The sequence below is a fragment of the Pseudomonas sp. LBUM1676 genome, assembly GCF_059695605.1.
Genome location: NZ_CP166777.1, coordinates 2,810,466 through 2,830,434 on the forward strand (window position 1 = coordinate 2,810,466; position 19,969 = coordinate 2,830,434).

Here is a 19,969-nt window from a genome sequence, read left to right on the forward strand (position 1 = left end):
CTTATCTTGCTGTCGAACCATGTGCCTATCTATTTGTAGAGGCGAGCGTCATGCCGACTCCACACCCCCGGATTGCCATACTGGGTAACAGGGTTTCAGGTTTGAACCTTCCGCAGCTGGAACACTTTACCGATCTCGGCAGCCTGCTGGCGGTGGCCGTGTTTGATGTATTGCTGCTGGACATGCCAGGGGCCTATGCCGGGCGAGTGTTACGCAAGTTGCGTTCGCTGCCCCCCTATCGTTATCGCCTGATCTACTGTTGCCGCGATCAGGACGGCTGGTGCGAGGCCTTGAGTGATGGCGCCTGTCCCGTCGAAGCCAGCGAAATAAAGGCACTGTGGGGCGTGTGGCAGCAGCGTTTCGGGTTACTCAGGCAGGGTTCGACTCCGGAACGCTTCGAAAGTCGGGTGCTCGCCTGGTTGTGGTTGCGTGACGGCGCCCAGGTGTACGCCCTGCGCGACCCTGAAGTCGCTCAACACTATCGTTATCCATTGCTCGATACCCTGGCTGACAGCGAGCAGGTCAATTCATTTGTCTGGCTCGGGTTGATGGTGCAACAGGACTGGCTGGAGGAGGGGGTTCTGGTCGATCGCATTCGCCTGTGTCCGGACTGTGGTTCGGGCCGGCTCAATTACATCGACGTATGCACCGAGTGCCAGGCCCTGGACATTTCGCGCCAGCCGTCCCTGCACTGTTTCACCTGCGGTCATGTCGGAGCGCAGGAATCCTTCCTCAAGGACGGGGTGCTGCTGTGCCCCAACTGCCTGAACCGGTTGCGCCACATTGGCAGTGACTACGATCGGCCGATGGAGAACTATCGCTGCCGCTCGTGCCAGGCGTTTTTCGTCGATGCCGAGGTGCAGGCGCGCTGCCTGGATTGCGGCTTGTCTCATACGCCTGACAAGTTGCGAGTACGTGAAGTCAGGGATTTCCGTCTGGCCGAAGCAGGGCGTTTCCGTTGTCGCCAGGCGTTCAGCGATCACTCGGCTCAGCCCTTCGGGCGACTGAACTTGCTCGGCGGCAAGGACTTCTACGATCTGTTGAGCTGGCAGATCCTGCTCGTGCGGCGCTACCCATTGCCGGAGTTCTCACTGATCGGCCTGCGCTTCGTCAACCTGGCCGGGACCTTGTCACTGCTTGGCGAACAACGCGGCCATGCCTTTATCGACAGCCTGGCTGACCGGCTGAAAGAGTCCGTGCGCGAAACCGACCGTTGTTCGCGCAGCACCGAAGAGTTTTTCTGGATCATGCTGCCGCATACCGATCGCAAGGGGCTCGAATGCGTCAAACAACGCCTGAGCCGGGTGGCCGAGCTGTTTTCCGCGCCGGAGGTCAGTGATATTTCCCTGCGCGTCATCACCCTCACCGCACCCCAGGACCTGCTCGATCAGGAAGACGGCGAACTGTTGCTGGCCCGTCTGGCCAGTGAACTGGGTGATGGGCCATGAGCCCGTTACTGGAGCAGCTCCTTTACACGCTCACCGAACTTGCGGGGCCGGATGGCTTGAGCCGCTTGTTCTACATGCTGTTTCCCTTGTTCCTGATCTTTGAATTGCCCTTGACGCTGATGGTGCTGCTGGGGGTGTTGCGCTGGTTTGCCCGTCGGCGCACCGGCGTGCCGAAGATCAGTGCCTACCACCCCAGGGTCTCTTGCATCATCACCTGCTACAGCGAAGGGATGGACGTTCAAACCACGTTGCTGAGCCTGTGTGAACAAACCTACGCCGGCCACATCGAAATGATTCCCGTGGTGGACGGGGCCACGATGAACCAGGCGACGCTCAACGCCGTGCGCCGTTTTCACGTGGATCCACAGTTGTACCCCAGGCGCCATTTGCGCCCGATCGCCAAATGGCAGCGGGGCGGGCGGGTGTCGTCGTTGAACGCCGGCCTGTCATTGGCCAGCGGTGAAATCGTGATGGCGCTCGACGGTGACACCTCCTTCGACAACAACATGATCAGCGCCATCGTGCGCCATTTCGAGGACCCCTCGGTGCCCGCGGTCGCCGGCAGCCTGCGGGTGCGCAATGCCTGGGCTTCATGGGTGACGGCGATGCAGGCGCTGGAATATGTGTTGTCGATTCATATGTCGAAAATCGGCCTGGCCGAATGGAACCTGGTCAACAACGTCTCGGGGGCCTTCGGTGCCTTCCGCCGCAGCTTCCTGGTGAAGATCGGTGGCTGGAATACCCACACCGCCGAGGATCTGGACCTGACATTGCGCATCAAAAGCTACTTCAAGCGCCACAACCTGCGGATCGCCTTCGAGCCGGAAGCGATCGGCCATACCGATGCACCGGCCACCCTGCGCCAGTTCCTGATGCAGCGACTGCGCTGGGATGGCGACCTGTATTTCCTCTACGTCAGAAAACACAACCACAACATCAACCCCAGTCTGTTGGGCTGGCCGAGCTTCCTGATGATCCTGGTCAGCGGCTTTTTTTTTCAGTTGGTGCTGCCGTTCCTCATCTTGAGCTACACCTTGCTCGCGTTGTTCATGCTGCCGGGCAGGACGTTGTTGTTCCTGTTTGTCCTGATCTATCTGCTGTACCTGCTGATCACCGTGCTGCTGTTCGGCATTCTGCTGTTAATGGTGTCCGACCGGCCGCGACAGGACTTGGCCCTGGGATTACTGGTGCCTGTGTTTCCGCTGTTCATGCTGCTCCTGCGCTGCTGGAGTGCAGTGGCCATGCTCAACGAGATGTTTCGTCGCGGCCATGAAGAAAGCTCGATGGCGCCGTGGTGGGTGCTTAAACAGGCCACGAGGTTTTGATATGCGCACGTTACTGCTGGTCCTGATGCTGTCGTTGTCGCCTGCGATGCTGTTCGCCCTGCCGCTGACGCATCAGGCACCGGGAGCGGGACCGGATACATGGTCTCAGGCCAGCTATGTCTGGGACAGTGAAGCCTTGCTCGATCCCGATCAACGCCGGGCGGAGCTTGCGGCACTGCGCCAGGCCGGGATGGACAAGATCTACCTGGGCCTCAAGGCCGCACAAATCAACGACCTGGTCGCCACCCGCCGCCAGTTGGAGCAATTGCTGCAGGAGGCGTCCAGCCAGACGCTGCAAGTCAGCCTGTTACTCGGCGATCCCGACTGGATCGAGCCGCAGCATCGCCATCAGCTCACCGATTTATTGGCGAAACTCAAAGGGCTTTCCTTCACCAGCCTGCACCTGGATCTGGAAGTCGAGCAGTTGGGCGTGCCGGTACCTGACCAGCGCTTGAAAAACTGGCTCGAGACCTTGCGTGCGGCTGCCCGGCAGAGCCCATGGCCGGTGGAGATTTCCAGTCATCATCGCTGGTTCGCCGAGGCCAGGCCCGGCCAGACCTGTGTGCCGTGCGCGCTTCCCGACGCGGGCGTGCATCGGGTCAGCCTGATGATCTACACCCGCAACCCGCAGAACAGTGCGCGCAAGGCCGAGCAGATCGCCAGGCGCTGGCCTGATCTGCAATTTCGCCTGGCGCAAAGCACGGAGCCGCAACTGGATGCCACTGAATCCTGGGCCGGCGCGTCGACCGAACAGTTGCGCCGCCAGACCAGCGCCTGGCGCGAACAGCTGCAACCACGAGGAATTGCCGGTATCGACTGGCAAGCCTGGCGAGACTTTCCAAAACGGTGAGCCGTCATGAAGATCCGATTCGACAGTCGTAAAGAACTCCACCCCACCCAGGAACAGGGATTGACCGTGCTCTACGCGCCGAGCAAGCGTGCGGCGTTTCGTGTGCGCTGGTATTTGATCCTGTTTCTGGTCGCCAGCCCCTTGATCTGGCTAGGCGCAAAACTGGCCTACGGCGTGCTGATGATCGATGCACCGGCGCAGCTGCGCCTGCAGATTCTCGAAGTGCGCGCGCGGGAAGCCGGTCGGGTCGAGCAGCTGTTTGTCAGGGCCGGTGACCAGGTACGGGCCGATCAACCCTTGGTCCACCTCGACAATCCGGAATGGCGTGCGCGACTGATGCAGCTGGCGGCGATGCCAAAAGACCCGGCGCGCGCCGCCAACATCCAACTGGACGGCAAAGAACGCCAGTTGCTCAGGACCCGGGTGAGCAGGGCCGAACAACGGGTGCAGACCCTGGAAGAGCTGGTTTATCGAGGCGCCGTCTCGCGTGGTGAAGTACTGGCGGCCGAGTCTGAACTCGATGCGTTTCGCGCCGACCTGTTGGCGTTCGAGCGCCGCGAGCAATTGGCTCGTCAGTCACCGCTGAGCGTGGAGCGCGAGATCAGTCAACAGAACGCCGAGCAACAGTGGTTGAAGACGCGCCTCGCGGCATTGTCGATCAATGCGGCACAGAGCGGCCGTGTGGCCGAAGTCCTGGTCAATCCCGGTGAAAACGTCGGCGCCGGGACCTTGCTGATGCGCATTGAACGACTGGAAGAGCCGCTGCTGTGGATCTATCTGGAACCGCTGAACATCAGCTACGCCGCGGTTGGCCAACCGCTGCGCGTGCGCATGCCGGATGGCGAATGGCTGACGGCACGTGTGGTCCAGGCCGTGGACAGCGCCGGTCGTACGCCGACGGTGTTGCGTGGGCCGTTCGCAGCCAGCGAGATGGGTCTGCAGGTGGCCGCCCGGTTCGATCAACCGTTGTCGCCGCGCTGGAGGATCGATCAATTGCCGTTGAATGTGCGCTTTCCCACTGATTGGCAACAGATGTTCAGTACCAGCCGTGAGCTCATCGAACAGTTGAACGAGTTCATTGCCGATCGAACCACCAGCGACGCATCGGGGAATAAATGAGCAGGGTTGCCGATGGCACCCTCGAACCGATCGAGGCCGTGCGACCGCCGAGCGGTGGACACCGCGACCTGATGGAACTGATGCCGCGAGGTAGCCGTCAATCGAGGGAAAGGTCTCCGTCCGCGATTCGAGGGCACACTGAAGCGCGGCGGGCCGATAGCCTGCGAGTCACCTGAGGGAGGGCTTGTTCATGAGGATCGCTCAGATTGCACCGCTCACCGAGCGTTGTCCGCCCCGTCTATATGGTGGCATCGAGCGGATCGTGTCGTACCTGACCGAAGACCTGGTGCGACAGGGACATGACGTCACGCTTTTCGCCAGCGGCGATTCGCAAACCTCGGCGCGCCTGGAGTCCGGATCACGACAAGCGCTGAGGCTCGATCCGGAGGTAAAGGATACGATCCCTCATCATATGCTGATGCTGGACCAGGTCATCAGGCAGGCTGATCAGTTCGACATCATGCATTTTCACGTCGATATCTTTCATTTCCCGCTGATCCGGCATCTGGCCGGGCACAGCGTGACCACGCTGCACGGACGACTGGATGTCGCTGACTATCAGTCGTTTTACGGTCACTTTCCCGAGGTGCCACTGGTCTCGGTATCAAAGGCGCAGCGGCTGCCGCTGATCGGCAACGTCAATTGGGTGGGCAATGTCTATCACGGCATTCCGGCCGATCTACTGGCGTTCAACCCGGAGCCCAAAGGTGATTACCTGGCTTTTCTGGGGCGCATTTCCCCCGAGAAACGTCCGGACCGGGCGATAAGGATTGCGTCGATGGCCGGCCTGCCGTTGAAGATCGCGGCCAAGGTCGACAAGGCGGACCAGGCGTATTGGGACAATGTCATCGCGCCGTTGATCGCGAGTCACCCCAACATTGAATTTATCGGCGAAATCGACGAGTGCCAGAAAGCGGACTTCCTGGGTAACGCCAGGGCCCTGCTGTTTCCCATCGACTGGCCTGAGCCTTTCGGCCTGGTCATGATCGAATCCATGGCCTGCGGCACGCCGGTCATTGCCTTTCGTCAGGGCGCGGTGCCGGAAGTGATCGACGATGGCGTGTCCGGCTACATCGTTGACGACATGGAAGGCGCGTTGAAAGCCGTCCAGCACCTGGGAGCGCTGGACCGGGGCAGGGTGCGGGCCGCGTTCGAGCAACGGTTCACGGTCGAGCACATGACCGAGCACTATCTGGACCTGTATCGCCATCTGACGGCGGGCAACAGCGTGGCGCAACCGGGCAGTACCTTCGATATTCCAGCCAGCGCGTCATTGCAGGAAATGCGCCTGCGCACGCTCAAACACAACGACACGTTCGGGGTGTTCGACCCCAATGGCGATGTGATGGTGACGGAGGACAGCCCGCAGGGACTGTTTCACACTGATACCCGGCACCTGTCGGGGCTCTACCTGACGCTCAATGGCGCGCGCCCGTTGCTGCTCAGTTCGACCCTGCGTGACGACAACACCATGCTCACCTGCGACCTGACCAATCCGGATCTGTTCGATGCCAAGGGCAACAGGGTCCTGCATCACGACTTGATTCACCTGCGCCGCTCGCGTTTTTTATGGGACGGGTCCTGCTGCGAACGCATCACCCTGCGCAATTTCGACGAGCACCCACAACGCCTGCATTTGCGCATCCAGTTCGTGGCCGACTTCAAGGACCTCTTCGAAGTGCGTGGCGCTCGCCGCACACAGAGTGGAGAAGCGCACCGGGCGGAAATTGCCAACGATCAAGTGCTGCTTTCTTACACCGGCCTCGACCACAAGCGGCGCACCACCCGATTGCGCTTCGATCCGGTGCCGGTCAGCCTGTCGTGTGACCAGGCCCTGTTTGACGTGGAGTTGGCGCCGGGGCAAATCCAGTCGTTCTTCATGGACATCAATTGCGGGGTACAAAACCCGCCTTATTCGGTGCGTCACGGGTTTTTCGTGTCGTTGCGCGACGCCCGTCGTCAGTCGCGGGCGTTCTTTGCGGGTGCGGCCTCTGTCGCCACCTCCCATGATGTTTTCAACGAAGCGGTGAACCGCAGTATCGCGGACTTGAACATGCTGATGAGCAAGACACCCCATGGCCTGTATCCGTACGCGGGCATTCCCTGGTTCAGCACCGTATTCGGACGAGATTCCTTGATCACCGCGCTGCAGATGCTCTGGGTCGATCCCGGGATCGCCCGCGGTGTGCTGAGGTACCTGGCCGCCAATCAAGCGACCAGCGTCGATCCTGTCGCCGACGCCGAGCCGGGGAAAATCCTGCATGAGGTCCGGTTGGGGGAAATGGCCGAGCTGGGTGAAGTGCCCTTCAGGCGTTACTACGGCAGCATCGACTCCACGCCACTGTTCGTCATGTTGGCCGCGGCCTACCTGGAGCGAACCAATGATCTGGGCACCGTGCGCGAGCTCTGGCCGAGCCTCGAGGCCGGGCTGAACTGGATCGATGAGTACGGTGATCGCGATGGTGACGGCTTCGTCGAATATGGCCGGCAATCGAGTGAAGGGTTGATTAATCAGGGCTGGAAAGACAGCCACGACTCGGTATTTCACGCGGACGGACGACTTGCCGTGGGCCCGATTGCGATCGTCGAGGTTCAAGCTTACGTCTATGGCGCCTGGAGCGGTGCCGCGCAGATCGCCCGCCGGTTGGGCGATCCCGACCGGGCGCAAGGCCTGAAGGAGAAAGCCCGGCAGCTGCGGCAACGGTTTGATGAGCAGTTTTTTGACGAAGCATTGGGCACCTATGTGTTGGCGCTGGACGGCGACAAAATGCCTTGCCGGGTACGGACTTCCAATGCCGGCCATGCCCTGTTCGCCGGCATCGCCTTACCGGAACGCGCGCCGTCAGTGGTCGCTGCGTTGATGGATCGTTCGTCTTTCACCGGGTGGGGCGTGCGCACGCTGGCCTCCTCGCAAGCCCGCTATAACCCGATGAGCTATCACAACGGTTCCGTTTGGCCCCATGACAATGCGCTGATTGCGGCCGGGTTTGCCCGATACGGTTACCGACAGGAAGCGGCGCGGATTTTCGAAGGTCTGTTTGCCGCGTCCACCTACATCGATCTGCGTCGTCTGCCCGAGCTGTTTTGCGGCTTTCGCCGGCAACGCAACCAGGGTCCGACCTTTTATCCGGTGGCCTGTTCGCCCCAGGCTTGGGCCGCAGCGACGCCGCTGTCGCTGATTCAATCCTGCCTGGGCCTGAACTTCAATCCGAAGAAACACACCATCCTGTTTGATGAACCGGTCATGCCGGCGTTCCTGGACACCATCGCCCTGCGGCGTCTGGCCATCGGGGCGCAATCGGCTGATGTGATGCTCAGGCGCGCGGGTGAGAACGTCATGGTCGAAGTGCTCAATCGCCAGAGCGGTGTACGGATCATGAGTACCAGTTAGTAGCGGGCCGAATGCCGAGTCAATTCGACGTCCAGCAGATGCTCGACCAGCACGTCGTTCAGAAAACGAAACTGATCATTGAGCCCGACCACTTCGTTGCTGAAGTGGTTAGTGGCGGCCGGCATCAGCAAGGCCTCGAAGTCCTGGTCGAACACCAGCGAGAGCTCTTTGCGTGAGACAACTTGCTGGGAGTAGTAGTTGTTGCCGAAGACCGGAAAGCTCACGGCCAGGGTGACGGAGTGGATCATGACGTGCGCTCCTCGGACAGGACATACCAGGAAAAAATGCTCAGGGTGACGGCGGTCAGGGCCAGGCAAGTCAGCAGATGGATAATCATGATGTGCCCCTCCGATAGGGGTTTTGTGTCTGGGTTGAGATTGATCCTACGCTGACGGATTTTGAGCGGAAGGCATTCGTGGCGATGGTGAATATCGATGGGAGTGATGGTCGGGTTTTGTGCTGTTTTTGAGGGCCTCATCGCGAGCAAGCTCGCTCCCACAAGTGGATTTGTGGCGGACACTGTTTCGTGTACGACACAGCCCCCCTGTGGGAGCGAGCTTGTTCGCGATGAGGCCATAAGCCCCGCCACAACATCCAGACGAATGGCAGATCACTGCCACCTATACTCAAATCAGAAGGCTTCCAACCCCCGAATATCCTGTTCGGGGGAAGACTGTAGGACACCGCGATCTTGAACCTGTGTTCGCTGATCGTCGCCGTGCTGGTGGTGTTGGCGGGGTGCGTCACGCCTGCGCGTGCGCCGATTCCAGCCCCGCCGGTAATTGTTTCCCAGAGCACTTGGCAGCAAGTGGATCGGGAGATTGTCGCGGCCTCGCAGTCGGCCACCGAGCAGACCAAAATCTACTCGCGCGGGGCCATGGATTACTGGCGAACCCGGGTCTATCAGCTGACCGAAGAAAACTTCATCCCCTGGTTCAGCAGCTACTGGACCCAGGAATGGCTGTCGATGAAGGTCAGCTGGTACAGCCTCAGCGCCAAGGGTGAGCAGGATGCCTCGGCCAAGCGCCTGGCCGCCTATCTGCTGGACCAATACCAGAAGCGCGTGCTGGCGCCGGTTGCGGTGGAGATCGATCCCGACCAGATTCTCAGCCTGTCTACGGCGTTCTACGTGGACATACTCCAGGAAGAATTGCAGAAAATCTCCAAGCGTCACGGTGTACCGATGGCCCAGCTCAATGGCCGCATCCAGAAAATACCGGCCATCGCCCTGGGCCCGCCATCGGCACGTAACGCCTCGCTTTACCAGGTGGTGCATACCCAACCGCTGAACACCTTGCCGGCGTATGCGGCGCTGATCGACAAGATCCACAAGGCGGGCGGCGACAAGGGGGTGGAGAATACCGAAACCGCCATGGCCCCTGTAGCCAAGCGCGCCAGCAAACGGATCGAAGCCGAAATGGCCCCGCGCGGGGCGGCCAGTGCCGTGGCCGCGGCGGCGGGGAAACTAGCCGGGGCCTTGATTTCCGTGGGGGTGGCGGGCATCCGCGCGATCATCCAGGCCAACGATCGGCCCGACAGCGAAGCGCTGATCCGCAGCAGCCTGGGCAACACGTTCGACAAGGCCTGGACCAAGCTGGTGCAAAACCCGACCAGCGGAGTGATGGCCGGCACGCTGTACATGGCCGGGCAAATCGAAGGCAATCTGGCGAGCAGCGTGGAGCCGTCGGTCGGGCTGGACGGCGGGACTGTCGATTGGACGGCGGCCGAGTCGACTAACCAGCAGTTGGCCCCATAACCAAGGAGAACGAACATGTCCTACGTAGACGGATTTGTCATTGCCGTACCCACCGCCAATCGCGAAATGTTCAGAAAACACGCCGAGTCCGCCGCGGCCATTTTCATGGAGTACGGTGCGCTCAGTCTCGCCGAATGCTGGGGTGACGACGTGCCTGATGGCAAGGTGACGTCATTCCCCATGGCCGTGAAGCTCAAAGACGACGAAACCGTGGTGTTTTCCTGGATCGTCTGGCCCGACAAGGCCACCCGTGACCAGGGCATGGAAAAGGTCATGGCCGATCCGCGGATACAGCCGGACCTCAATCCGATGCCGTTCGATGGCCAGCGCATGATCTTCGGCGGTTTCGATATGATCGTGAAGGCGTGAAACCAGCGCCAGGGTCACTCCGGTGTCGGGGTGATCCTGCAACTCTTGCGATTGCGGATCTCGCTGTCCGACGGTCGCTCCTTGACGAACTCGAAGCGCGGCTCGCCTTCGTTGTAGTGAACCAGCCAGCCCCATTCCAGTTCAGACTCATCCTGACCGGGCTTCGGTGGCACGGCCCACCAAGGCTCTTTGCTGATGATTTCGCGCATGGCCCCCTCCAGTTGAATCGTTTGGATGAACTATAACTTGGATGTCAGGAGGTGCCACGTATGAGCGACGAATCCCACGAGCCGTTGAAACGCCTGTTTTTTGCCTTGAACTGCGCGCCCGCCCAACGCAAGGCGATTGCCCAGTGGCGCAGTGATCTTCAGCTCAGGAGCGGACGCCCGGTGCCGGCGGAAAATTTTCACCTGACGCTGTTGTTTCTGGGCGCGGTCGGCGTGGCGCGGATGGCAGAAATCTGTACGGCTGCGGCGAAGATTCGAAGGCCGGGTGTGCCGATGAAGGTTGTGCTGGATCGCCTGGATGTCTGGCGCCGGGCAGGGGTGCTGGTGCTGGCGCCCGACCAGGCACCGCCGGAGTTGTTGCGTCTGGTTTATGCGCTGGAACAGGCGATGTTGCCGTTCGGGTTTGAAGACGCACCCAAGGAATTCCGCCCGCACCTGACGTTGATGCGCGACTACCGAGAGCCGGTGCCTGAAGCCCCTATCCCGCCTGAGTTCTTCCTGCGCGCCGAACACTTCACCTTGTTCGAATCCCATAAAGGACGCTATCGGGCAGTGGCGCAATGGCCGCTGGGGCCGTCCTGACCCCACAAAAAAAGGCGCCCGAGGGCGCCAAACTTCACCTGAACCGAGGAAGCCAGGTGAGGCCGTTCGTCAGAGAGGAGGGCAGCGGTGGTAAGGCGCTGCGTGAACGGAAAAAGAGAGAGCACCGCCGCTCCCACAGTTGATCTGTGGTGATCACAAAATGTGTGTCCGGCACAGGAGCATTGGGGGAATTACTTACCCAGCTTCACCCGAGTCCATCCCCGGGTCATCACCCGCTGCACGCCAATCGGCATATCCGGAATCGCATACAAGGTCGCCATTACCGCCAGCGACGGATACGACCCCGGATCATCGCGAATCGCTTCATCCACCAATGGCGTCGCCGCCGCGTTGGCGTTGCTGTAGCCGATGTTATTGGTGATCTCGGCGATGATGTCCGGGCGCATCAGGAAGTTCATGAACAGGTAGGCGTTTTCCACGTTCGCCGCGTCCCGTGGAATGGCGACCATGTCGTAGAAACTGCCGGCGCCTTCCTTTGGAATGCTGTAGTCGATTTTCACCTTGTCGCCGGCTTCCTGGGCGCGGGCCTTGGCTTGCAGCACGTCGCCGGAGTAACCGACGGCGACGCAGATGTTGCCGTTGGCCAGGTCCGAGATGTACTTCGACGAGTGGAAGTAAGCCACCGACGGGCGGATCTTCATGAACAGCGCTTCGGCTTCGGCGATCTGGGCCTTGTCCTGGGAGTTCACCGGGTAGCCCAGGTAGTGCAGGGCGGCCGGGAGCATCTCGGTTGGCGAGTCGAGGAAGCTGATACCGCAGGCTTTCAGTTTTTCCGCGTTTTCCGGTTTGAACAGCAAATCCCAGGAGTTGGTGGGGGCATTGGCACCCAACACTTCCTTGACCTTGTCCGGGTTGAAACCGATGCCGATCGAGCCCCACATGTACGGGAAGGCATGACCGTTCTCCGGGTCGCTGGCGGACGCGTTTTTCAGCAGGACCGGGTTGAGGTTTTTCCAGTTCGGCAGCTTCGACTTGTCCAGTTCCTGATAGACCCCGGCCTTGATCTGCTTGGCCAGGAAACTGTTGGACGGCACGACGATGTCGTAGCCGGACTTGCCGGCGAGCAGCCGGGCTTCAAGGGTTTCGTTACTGTCGAACACATCGTAGGTCACGCTGATGCCGGTCTCGTCTTCGAACTTCTTGACGGTGTCCGGGGCGATGTAATCCGACCAGTTGTAGACGCGCAGTACCTTGTCATTGGCCTGGGCGCCGGTAGCTATTGCGCCCAATAAGGACAGTGTCAGCAGAGTCCTGCCAAACATTTTCATCGGTACAACTCCAATTCTCTTTTTTATAGAACACAAAACCTGTGGCGAGCGAGCTTGCTCGCGCTTGAGTGCGCAGCACTCACAATTATTGGGGCCGCTTCGCGGCCAGCGGGAGCAAGCTCCCTCGCCACACGGCATTAAGCCGTCGCTCCTGCCATCTGCTTTTTCGGTTGCTGCCAGGATTCGCTGGCGGTCTGGTCCATCGCTTCCTGGATCGCCCGTTTGCGGGTGGCTTCGGCGCGGCGGCTGAAGTACCAGACCATGAAGGTCACGATCGAGACGGCGAGCAGGATCAGGCTGGCCACGGCGTTGATCTCGGGTTTGACCCCTAGACGCACCGCCGAGAACACTTCCATCGGCAGGGTCGTCGAACCCGGCCCCGATACGAAGCTCGCCAACACCAGATCATCCAGCGACAAGGCAAACGACATCATGCCGCCGGCCGCCAGTGACGGCGCGATCATCGGAATGGTGATCAGGAAAAACACCTTGAACGGCTTCGCCCCCAGATCCATTGCCGCTTCCTCGATGGACAGGTCCAGCTCACGCAGGCGGGCGGAGACTACCACCGCCACATAAGCGGCACAAAAGGTGGTGTGGGCGATCCAGATGGTGACGATGCCACGCTCCATCGGCCAGCCGATCAACTGCGCCATGGCCACGAACAGCAGCAACAGCGACAGGCCGGTGATCACTTCCGGCATCACCAATGGCGCCGTCACCAGACCGCCGAACAAGGTACGACCCTTGAAGCGCGTCACGCGAGTCAGCACAAACGCCGCCAGAGTCCCCAGCGCCACAGCGGCAATCGCGGTGTAGCAGGCGATTTCCAGCGAGCGCAGCACCGAGCCCATCAGTTGCGAGTTGTCGAGCAGGCCGACGTACCACTTCACCGACCAGCCGCCCCACACCGTCACCAGCTTCGAGGCGTTGAACGAGTAGATCACCAGGATCAGCATCGGCAGGTAGATAAACGACAGGCCGAAAATCAGCATGAACTTTGAAAATCCGAAGCGTTTCATCCCCGACCCTCCATCTCTTTGGCCTGGCTACGGTTGAACAACAGGATCGGCACAATCAGGATCAACAGCATCACCACCGCCAGGGCAGACGCCACCGGCCAGTCGCGGTTGTTGAAGAACTCCTGCCACAGCACTCGGCCGATCATCAAGGTCTCGGGGCCACCCAGCAGTTCCGGAATCACGAACTCGCCGACCACCGGAATGAACACCAGCATGCAGCCGGCAATGATCCCGTTCTTGGCCAACGGCACGGTGATTTTCCAGAAATTGTTGAAGCTGCTCGAGCCCAGGTCCGAGGCGGCTTCCAACAGGCTTTGATCGTGCTTGACCAGGTTGGCGTACAGCGGCAGCACCATGAACGGCAAGTAGGCGTAAACCACCCCGATGTACACGGCGGTGTTGGTGTTGAGGATCTCGATCGGGTGCGAGGTCAGCCCGGTCCACATCAGGAACCCGTTGAGCAAACCGTTGTTGCTGAGGATGCCCATCCACGCATAAACGCGGATCAGGATCGCGGTCCAGGTCGGCATCATGATCAGCAACAGCAAGACGTTTTGCGTTTCCTTGCTGGCCTTGGTGATCGCGTAAGCCATCGGGAAGCCGAGCACCAGGCACATCAGCGTGCTGAAAAACGCGACCTTCAACGAGCCGAAGTAAGCCGAGATGTACAACTCGTCCTGGGTCAGCAGCGAGTAGTTGCCGAGGTTCAGCAGCAGCTCGAATTTCTGCTCGGCGAAGGTGTAGATCTCGGAGTAGGGAGGAATGGCCAGCGCGGCTTCCGAGAAGCTGATCTTCATCACCAGGAAGAACGGCAACAGGAAAAACAGGCACAGCCACAGAAAAGGAATCCCGATGACGAGCTTGCGACCACTCGGCATCAGCCGCAGGAACTGCTGATTGAGTGTGTTCATGAGCGCAGTACCACGCCGCTGTCGTCTTCCCACCACACGTAGACCTTGTCGTCCCAGGTCGGACGGGCGCCACGGCGTTCGGCGTTGGCCATGAACGACTGCACGACCTTGCCCCCGGGCAGCTCGACGTAAAACACCGAGTGACCGCCGAGGTAGGCGATGTCATGCACCTTGCCCTGGGACCAGTTGTAGCGGGCCTCGGGTTGGGTGGTGCTGACCAGCAGTTTTTCCGGGCGGATGGCGTAGGTGATCGACTTGTCCTGCACTGAAGTGCTGACGCCGTGACCGACGTAGATCTTCTGCTCCAGGTCTGGGCTGTGAATGATCGCGTGACCTTCAAGGTCTTCCACAACCGTGCCATCGAAGGCGTTCACGTTGCCGATGAATTCGCAGACCATGCGGCTGACCGGCGCTTCATAGATGTCCACCGGGCTGCCGATCTGCGCGATCCAGCCCAGGTGCATGATTGCGATGCGCTGGGCCATGGTCATGGCCTCTTCCTGGTCGTGGGTCACCATCACGCAGGTCACGCCGACCCGCTCGATGATCTCCACCAGCTCCAGTTGCATCTGCGAACGCAGTTTTTTATCCAGCGCGCCCATCGGTTCGTCGAGCAGCAACAGCTTCGGACGCTTGGCCAGGGAGCGGGCCAGGGCCACGCGCTGACGCTGACCGCCGGACAGTTGATGGGGTTTGCGTTTGGCGTACTGAGTCATGTGCACCAGGCGCAGCATCTCTTCAACGCGGGCGTCGATTTCGCTGGCGGGCAAACGGTCCTGCTTGAGGCCGAAGGCGATGTTCTGCGCCACCGTCATGTGCGGGAACAGCGCGTAGGACTGGAACATCATGTTGATCGGCCGTTCATACGGCGGCATGTCGGTGATGTCGACACCGTCGAGCAGAATCCGCCCTTCGGTCGGGCGCTCGAAGCCGGCGAGCATGCGCAGCAGGGTCGATTTGCCGGAGCCGGAACCGCCGAGCAGGGCGAAGATTTCCCCTTGATGGATCTCAAGGGAGACATCGTCCACTGCGGTGGTTTCGTCGAATTTCTTGGTGACGCGGTCGACTTTCACCAGCACCTTTTTCGGTGCCTGGTGACCTTCAAGAGCCTTCCTGTAGATGCTGGAGGCGTTTGCCATGTGAAACTCCCAACAGGTTTCAGTCGTCGGGCCAACGCGGCCTGACTTAAGAGTGGATTGCAAGCCCGAGCCCGGTGATGCCAGTGAATCCAGCAGTGATCCCCTGTGGGAGCGAGCTTGCTCGCGATGGCGGTGTGTCAGTCGACATCAATGTTGACTGGGCCGCCCTCATCGCGAGCAAGCTCGCTCCCACAGGGATTTGCGTTTGACTCTCTGGCCCACACTGAGCGGGCTTATTCGGCACCGCCGTCCTGGCTGCCTGTTCGTACTTGTTGTTATTGCAGTGTGTTGTTTTCGCAAGTCACGGATGCGCAAAGGCGCACCCGCCAGACTCGCGGGGGCAGTAAATCGGGTGTTGGTTCTTTAAGTCAGCGGGTGTTTCGCAACGCGGCCCGTTGCCGACACGCATCGCCAAACGCCTGGAAAATACTCAAATAGGGCGGATTCGCCAGCACCTGCCATTCCGGATGCCATTGCACACCCACGGCGAAGGCCTTGCTGTGCTCGACAGAAATCGCCTCGATCAAACCGTCCGGCGCAACCGCTTCCGAACGTAGGCCCGGAGCGAGTCGATCAATGCCCTGACTGTGGATCGAATTGACCTGGAATACCTGCGGCAGATCCAGCGCTGCAAACACGCCACCCGGTTGCACCGTCACCCCATGGGCCGGTGCGTACTGCACCGCCAGCTGCGGACTGTCCGCTTCCCGGTGATCGAGCATGCCCGGCAGTTCATGCACCTTCTGATGCAGGCTGCCGCCGAATGCCACGTTCATTTCCTGAAAGCCGCGGCAGATGCCGAGCACCGGCACGCCCGCCGCAATCGCCGCACGTAATAAAGGAAGGGTGGTGGCGTCCCGCGCCGGATCGTGATCCGTGCCGGGGGCGCTAGCCGGGCCTTGATAGTGGAAGGGCTCCACATTCGACGGCGAGCCGGTCAGCAACAGACCGTCGAGCTGCGCGAGCAGGTCTTCGATTTCGGTCAGGTCGCCAAGGGAAGGAATGACCACAGGCAGCCCCAAGGCCGCGACGCTGACAGCACGCAAGTACTTGTCGCCGCTGACGTGGTAGGGGTGCGGGCCAATCTGTTTGATGCACGCAGTAACGCCGATCAATGGCTTGAGTGCCATTTTTATCACCTCGAAGTTTCACACTTGAACGAGCTTTTCCGGAGCTTAGCCTTGTTGATTTTAATTAACAACTCTCATGTAAAAAATTCTAAACGCCGCACGGCCGATCTTCAGGATTTACGCGGTTTGCAGGACTGATTTGGCACTCGCGTGCCCGTAAGAGGCCCGAAAATAAAGGTTGAAAGGCCAAGTGTTCGCTATTGACTTCACTTTGCCGTTCGGGTTGACTGGGCTCGTGACAAGGTAGTGAACATAATAATTAACAGCTAATAGGTGCATCATGTCGGTCCCCCTGCGTACCGTTCAACTCAACGAAGCAAACGCATTCCTTAAGAAATATCCTGAGGTTTTGTACGTCGACCTTCTGATTGCGGATATGAACGGTGTGGTGCGCGGCAAGCGCATCGAGCGCACCAGTCTTCATAAGGTCTACGAAAAAGGCATCAACCTCCCGGCATCACTCTTCGCCTTGGACATCAATGGCTCCACGGTGGAAAGCACCGGCCTGGGTCTGGACATCGGCGACTCGGACCGGATCTGCTTCCCCATCCCCAATACCCTCAGCATCGAGCCCTGGCAGAAGCGCCCGACCGCGCAACTGCTGATGACCATGCACGAACTCGAAGGCCAGCCGTTCTTCGCTGACCCGCGCGAAGTGCTGCGTCAGGTGGTGAGCAAGTTCGATGACATGGGCCTGACCATCTGCGCCGCGTTCGAACTCGAGTTCTATCTGATCGACCAGGACAACGTGAACGGTCGTCCGCAATCGCCACGCTCGCCGGTGTCCGGCAAACGTCCGATCTCGACCCAGGTGTATTTGATCGATGACCTCGACGAATACGTCGACTGCCTGCAAGACATCCTCGAAGGCGCGAAAGAGCAGGGCATTCCTGCCGACGCCATCGTCAAGGAAAGCGCCCCGGCGCAGTTCGAAGTGAACCTGCACCACGTCAACGACCCGATCAAGGCCTGCGACTACGCGGTGTTGCTCAAGCGTCTGGTGAAGAACATCGCCTACGACCACGAGATGGACACCACCTTCATGGCCAAACCGTACCCGGGCCAGGCGGGCAATGGTTTGCACGTGCACATTTCGATTCTCGACAAAGAAGGCAACAACATCTTTGCCAGCGAGGATCCCGAGCAGAACGCCGCGCTGCGACACGCGATCGGCGGTGTGCTCGAGACCCTGCCGGCGCAGATGGCCTTCCTTTGCCCGAACGTCAACTCGTACCGTCGTTTCGGCGCACAGTTCTATGTGCCGAACTCGCCGAGCTGGGGCATCGACAACCGCACCGTAGCGGTACGGGTGCCGACCGGTTCCGCGGACGCAGTGCGCATCGAGCACCGTGTCGCCGGCGCCGATGCCAACCCGTACCTGCTGATGGCGTCGGTCCTGGCCGGCATCCACCACGGCCTGACCAACGAAATCGAGCCGGGCGCACCGGTTGAAGGCAACAGCTACGAACAGAACGAGCAGAGCCTGCCGAACAACCTGCGCGATGCACTGCGTGAGCTGGCCGACAGCGAAGTCATGTCGCGCTACATCGACCCGCTGTACATCGACGTGTTCGTGGCCTGCAAGGAAAGCGAACTGGCCGAGTTCGAAAACTCCATCTCGGACCTTGAGTACAACTGGTATCTGCACACCGTCTGATTGGCCAAAACCTGTCAGTCAAGGATGAGGGGGTGTACACAAAACAGGTGTGCACCGCCAAACCCTGTGGGAGCGAGCTTGCTCGCGATAGCGGTGGAACAGCCAACATCAATGTTGAATTTTATGGCCCTATCGCGAGCAAGCTCGCTCCCACAAGGGGATTGCATTTCAAGTTTTAACTGACGATCACTTATTCCTCTGCGTCGAGTCACAACCATGACAAACACTCGCAGCGACTGGGAACAACGCTTCCAGTCCCTAACAATAGAAAGCCGCGCCTTCATCGACGGCCAATACCGCCCGGCCCTCAGCGGCGACACCTTCGAATGCATCAGCCCGGTCGACGGTCGCTTCCTGGCCAACGTCGCCAGCACCGACGAAGCCGACGCCAACGCGGCAGTCGCGGTCGCACGCCAGACCTTCGAATCCGGCATCTGGGCGCGATTGGCACCGGCCGAACGCAAGCGCATCCTGATCCGCTTCGCCGACCTGATCCTGGCCAACCAGCAAGAACTGGCCCTGCTCGAAACCCTCGACATGGGCAAGCCGATCAGCGACTCGATGAACATCGACATCCCGGCGACCGCCAACGCGATCCGCTGGAGCGCCGAAGCCATCGACAAGATCTACGATGAAGTCGCCGCCACCCCCCACGACCAACTCGGCCTCATCACTCGCGAACCTGCAGGTGTGGTGGCCGCCATCGTGCCGTGGAACTTCCCGCTGATCATGGCCAGCTGGAAATTCGCCCCAGCCCTGGCAGCCGGCAACTCGTTCATCCTCAAGCCTTCGGAAAAGTCGCCACTGACCGCGATCCGCATCGCGCAACTGGCGCTCGACGCCGGCATCCCCAAAGGCGTGTTCAACGTCCTGCCCGGCTACGGCCACACCGTCGGCAAGGCGCTGGCATTGCACATGGACGTCGACGTGCTGGCCTTCACCGGATCCACCGCCATCGCCAAGCAACTGCTGATCTACGCCGGGCAAAGCAACATGAAACGCGTCTGGCTCGAAGCCGGGGGCAAAAGCCCGAACGTGGTGTTCGCCGACGCCCCGGACCTGCGCGCAGCAGCCCAAGCCGCCGCCGGCGCCATCGCCTTCAACCAGGGCGAAGTCTGCACCGCCGGTTCGCGTTTGCTGGTGGAGCGCTCGATCCGCGACCAGTTCATCCCGCTGCTGGTGGAAGCCCTGCAAGCCTGGAAACCAGGCCACGCCCTGGATCCGCAAACCACCGTCGGCGCAGTCGTCGATCAACGCCAACTGGACAACGTGCTGCGCTACATCCAGGTCGGCAAAGACCAGGGCGCGCAACTGATCGCCGGCGGCAGCCGCACCCTCGAAGCCACCGGCGGCCTGTATGTGGAACCGGCGATTTTCGACGGCGTGACCAACGCCATGACCATCGCCCGGGAAGAAATCTTCGGCCCGGTGCTGTCGCTGATCACCTTCGACACCTTTGATGAAGCCCTGGCGATTGCCAACGACAGCATCTTCGGCCTGGCCGCCGGCGTCTGGACCAGCAACCTGAGCAAGGCCCACACCTTCTCCCGCGGCTTGCGCGCCGGCAGCGTCTGGGTCAACCAATACGACGGCGGCGACATGACCGCGCCGTTCGGCGGGTTCAAGCAGTCGGGTAACGGTCGGGACAAATCGCTGCACGCGTTCGACAAATACACCGAACTCAAAGCGACCTGGATCAAGCTCTAATACTTCTACAACGGCGGTCGTCGGCAGGTGTCGACGGCCTTCGGAGA

At 60.5% G+C, this 19,969-nt stretch carries 17 protein-coding genes; 10 read left to right on the forward strand and 7 right to left on the reverse strand.

Translation table 11 applies throughout. The features are described from left to right. The first annotated feature begins 101 nt into the window (after window positions 1-101). The 5 genes from ACA041_RS13200 to ACA041_RS13220 all read left to right on the forward strand — a co-directional run bounded on the left by ACA041_RS13200 (window position 102) and on the right by ACA041_RS13220 (window position 8,133). On the forward strand, window positions 102-1,448 hold the full coding sequence (locus ACA041_RS13200; RefSeq protein WP_497441508.1) for a TackOD1 domain-containing metal-binding protein: 1,347 nt from the start codon (window positions 102-104) through the stop codon (window positions 1,446-1,448). Continuing rightward, entirely contained in the window at window positions 1,445-2,773 is a 1,329-nt protein-coding gene (locus ACA041_RS13205) for a glycosyltransferase family 2 protein (protein ID WP_497441509.1), read from the forward strand. The genes ACA041_RS13200 and ACA041_RS13205 overlap by 4 nt, the downstream gene beginning before the upstream one ends. Before the next feature lies 1 nt (window position 2,774). Then, window positions 2,775-3,623: a hypothetical protein gene (locus tag ACA041_RS13210; RefSeq protein ID WP_497441510.1), complete on the forward strand. Its 849-nt coding sequence runs from the start codon at window positions 2,775-2,777 to the stop codon at window positions 3,621-3,623. 6 nt (window positions 3,624-3,629) lie between these two features. Beyond that, the gene (locus ACA041_RS13215) at window positions 3,630-4,742 is read left to right on the forward strand and encodes an HlyD family secretion protein (protein WP_497441511.1); all 1,113 of its coding nucleotides are present in this window, start codon (window positions 3,630-3,632) and stop codon (window positions 4,740-4,742) included. Between the two features lie 190 nt (window positions 4,743-4,932). Beyond that, on the forward strand, window positions 4,933-8,133 hold the full coding sequence (locus ACA041_RS13220; RefSeq protein ID WP_497441512.1) for a glycogen debranching N-terminal domain-containing protein: 3,201 nt from the start codon (window positions 4,933-4,935) through the stop codon (window positions 8,131-8,133). On the opposite strand, the gene ACA041_RS13225 is transcribed toward ACA041_RS13220, so the two are convergent. Continuing rightward, complete coding sequence (locus tag ACA041_RS13225) at window positions 8,130-8,381, reverse strand: hypothetical protein (RefSeq protein ID WP_497441513.1); 252 nt, start codon at window positions 8,379-8,381, stop codon at window positions 8,130-8,132. The two genes, ACA041_RS13220 and ACA041_RS13225, sit on opposite strands and share 4 nt — an antisense overlap. Window positions 8,382-8,824: 443 nt before the next feature. On the opposite strand from ACA041_RS13225, the gene ACA041_RS13230 reads away from it, so the two are divergent. Both ACA041_RS13230 and ACA041_RS13235 read left to right on the forward strand, forming a co-directional pair. After that, complete coding sequence (locus ACA041_RS13230) at window positions 8,825-9,889, forward strand: hypothetical protein (protein ID WP_497441514.1); 1,065 nt, start codon at window positions 8,825-8,827, stop codon at window positions 9,887-9,889. 15 nt (window positions 9,890-9,904) lie between these two features. After that, entirely contained in the window at window positions 9,905-10,258 is a 354-nt protein-coding gene (locus ACA041_RS13235) for a DUF1428 domain-containing protein (RefSeq protein WP_497441515.1), read from the forward strand. A 14-nt stretch (window positions 10,259-10,272) separates the two neighbouring features. Here the strand turns inward: ACA041_RS13235 and ACA041_RS13240 are convergent, their stop codons facing one another. Further along, window positions 10,273-10,467: a hypothetical protein gene (locus tag ACA041_RS13240; protein ID WP_497441516.1), complete on the reverse strand. Its 195-nt coding sequence runs from the start codon at window positions 10,465-10,467 to the stop codon at window positions 10,273-10,275. Window positions 10,468-10,527: 60 nt separating this feature from the next. Here ACA041_RS13240 and thpR point away from each other — a divergent pair, with 60 nt between their 5' ends. Continuing rightward, the gene (gene thpR, locus ACA041_RS13245) at window positions 10,528-11,067 is read left to right on the forward strand and encodes an RNA 2',3'-cyclic phosphodiesterase (protein ID WP_497441517.1); all 540 of its coding nucleotides are present in this window, start codon (window positions 10,528-10,530) and stop codon (window positions 11,065-11,067) included. Between the two features lie 191 nt (window positions 11,068-11,258). Here the strand turns inward: thpR and ACA041_RS13250 are convergent, their stop codons facing one another. From ACA041_RS13250 to ACA041_RS13270, 5 genes are all read right to left on the reverse strand, one after another. Continuing rightward, entirely contained in the window at window positions 11,259-12,356 is a 1,098-nt protein-coding gene (locus ACA041_RS13250) for a polyamine ABC transporter substrate-binding protein (protein WP_497441518.1), read from the reverse strand. Window positions 12,357-12,493: 137 nt separating this feature from the next. Further along, window positions 12,494-13,378, reverse strand: a complete 885-nt coding sequence (locus ACA041_RS13255; protein WP_497441519.1) for an ABC transporter permease subunit — start codon at window positions 13,376-13,378, stop codon at window positions 12,494-12,496. Then, a complete protein-coding gene (locus ACA041_RS13260; RefSeq protein WP_497442070.1) occupies window positions 13,375-14,256 on the reverse strand; it encodes an ABC transporter permease subunit in 882 nt (293 codons plus the stop codon). Before ACA041_RS13260 ends, ACA041_RS13255 begins: the two co-directional genes overlap by 4 nt. 29 nt (window positions 14,257-14,285) lie before the next feature. Next, window positions 14,286-15,428, reverse strand: coding sequence for a polyamine ABC transporter ATP-binding protein (potA, locus tag ACA041_RS13265; protein WP_497441520.1), 1,143 nt, complete (start codon window positions 15,426-15,428; stop codon window positions 14,286-14,288). Between the two features lie 368 nt (window positions 15,429-15,796). Beyond that, the gene (locus ACA041_RS13270; RefSeq protein ID WP_497441521.1) at window positions 15,797-16,558 is read right to left on the reverse strand and encodes a gamma-glutamyl-gamma-aminobutyrate hydrolase family protein; all 762 of its coding nucleotides are present in this window, start codon (window positions 16,556-16,558) and stop codon (window positions 15,797-15,799) included. 280 nt (window positions 16,559-16,838) lie between these two features. On the opposite strand from ACA041_RS13270, the gene ACA041_RS13275 reads away from it, so the two are divergent. Beyond that, entirely contained in the window at window positions 16,839-18,215 is a 1,377-nt protein-coding gene (locus ACA041_RS13275) for a glutamine synthetase family protein (protein ID WP_497441522.1), read from the forward strand. Window positions 18,216-18,431: 216 nt separating this feature from the next. Then, the gene (locus ACA041_RS13280; protein WP_497441523.1) at window positions 18,432-19,922 is read left to right on the forward strand and encodes an aldehyde dehydrogenase; all 1,491 of its coding nucleotides are present in this window, start codon (window positions 18,432-18,434) and stop codon (window positions 19,920-19,922) included. Window positions 19,923-19,969 lie beyond the last annotated feature (47 nt).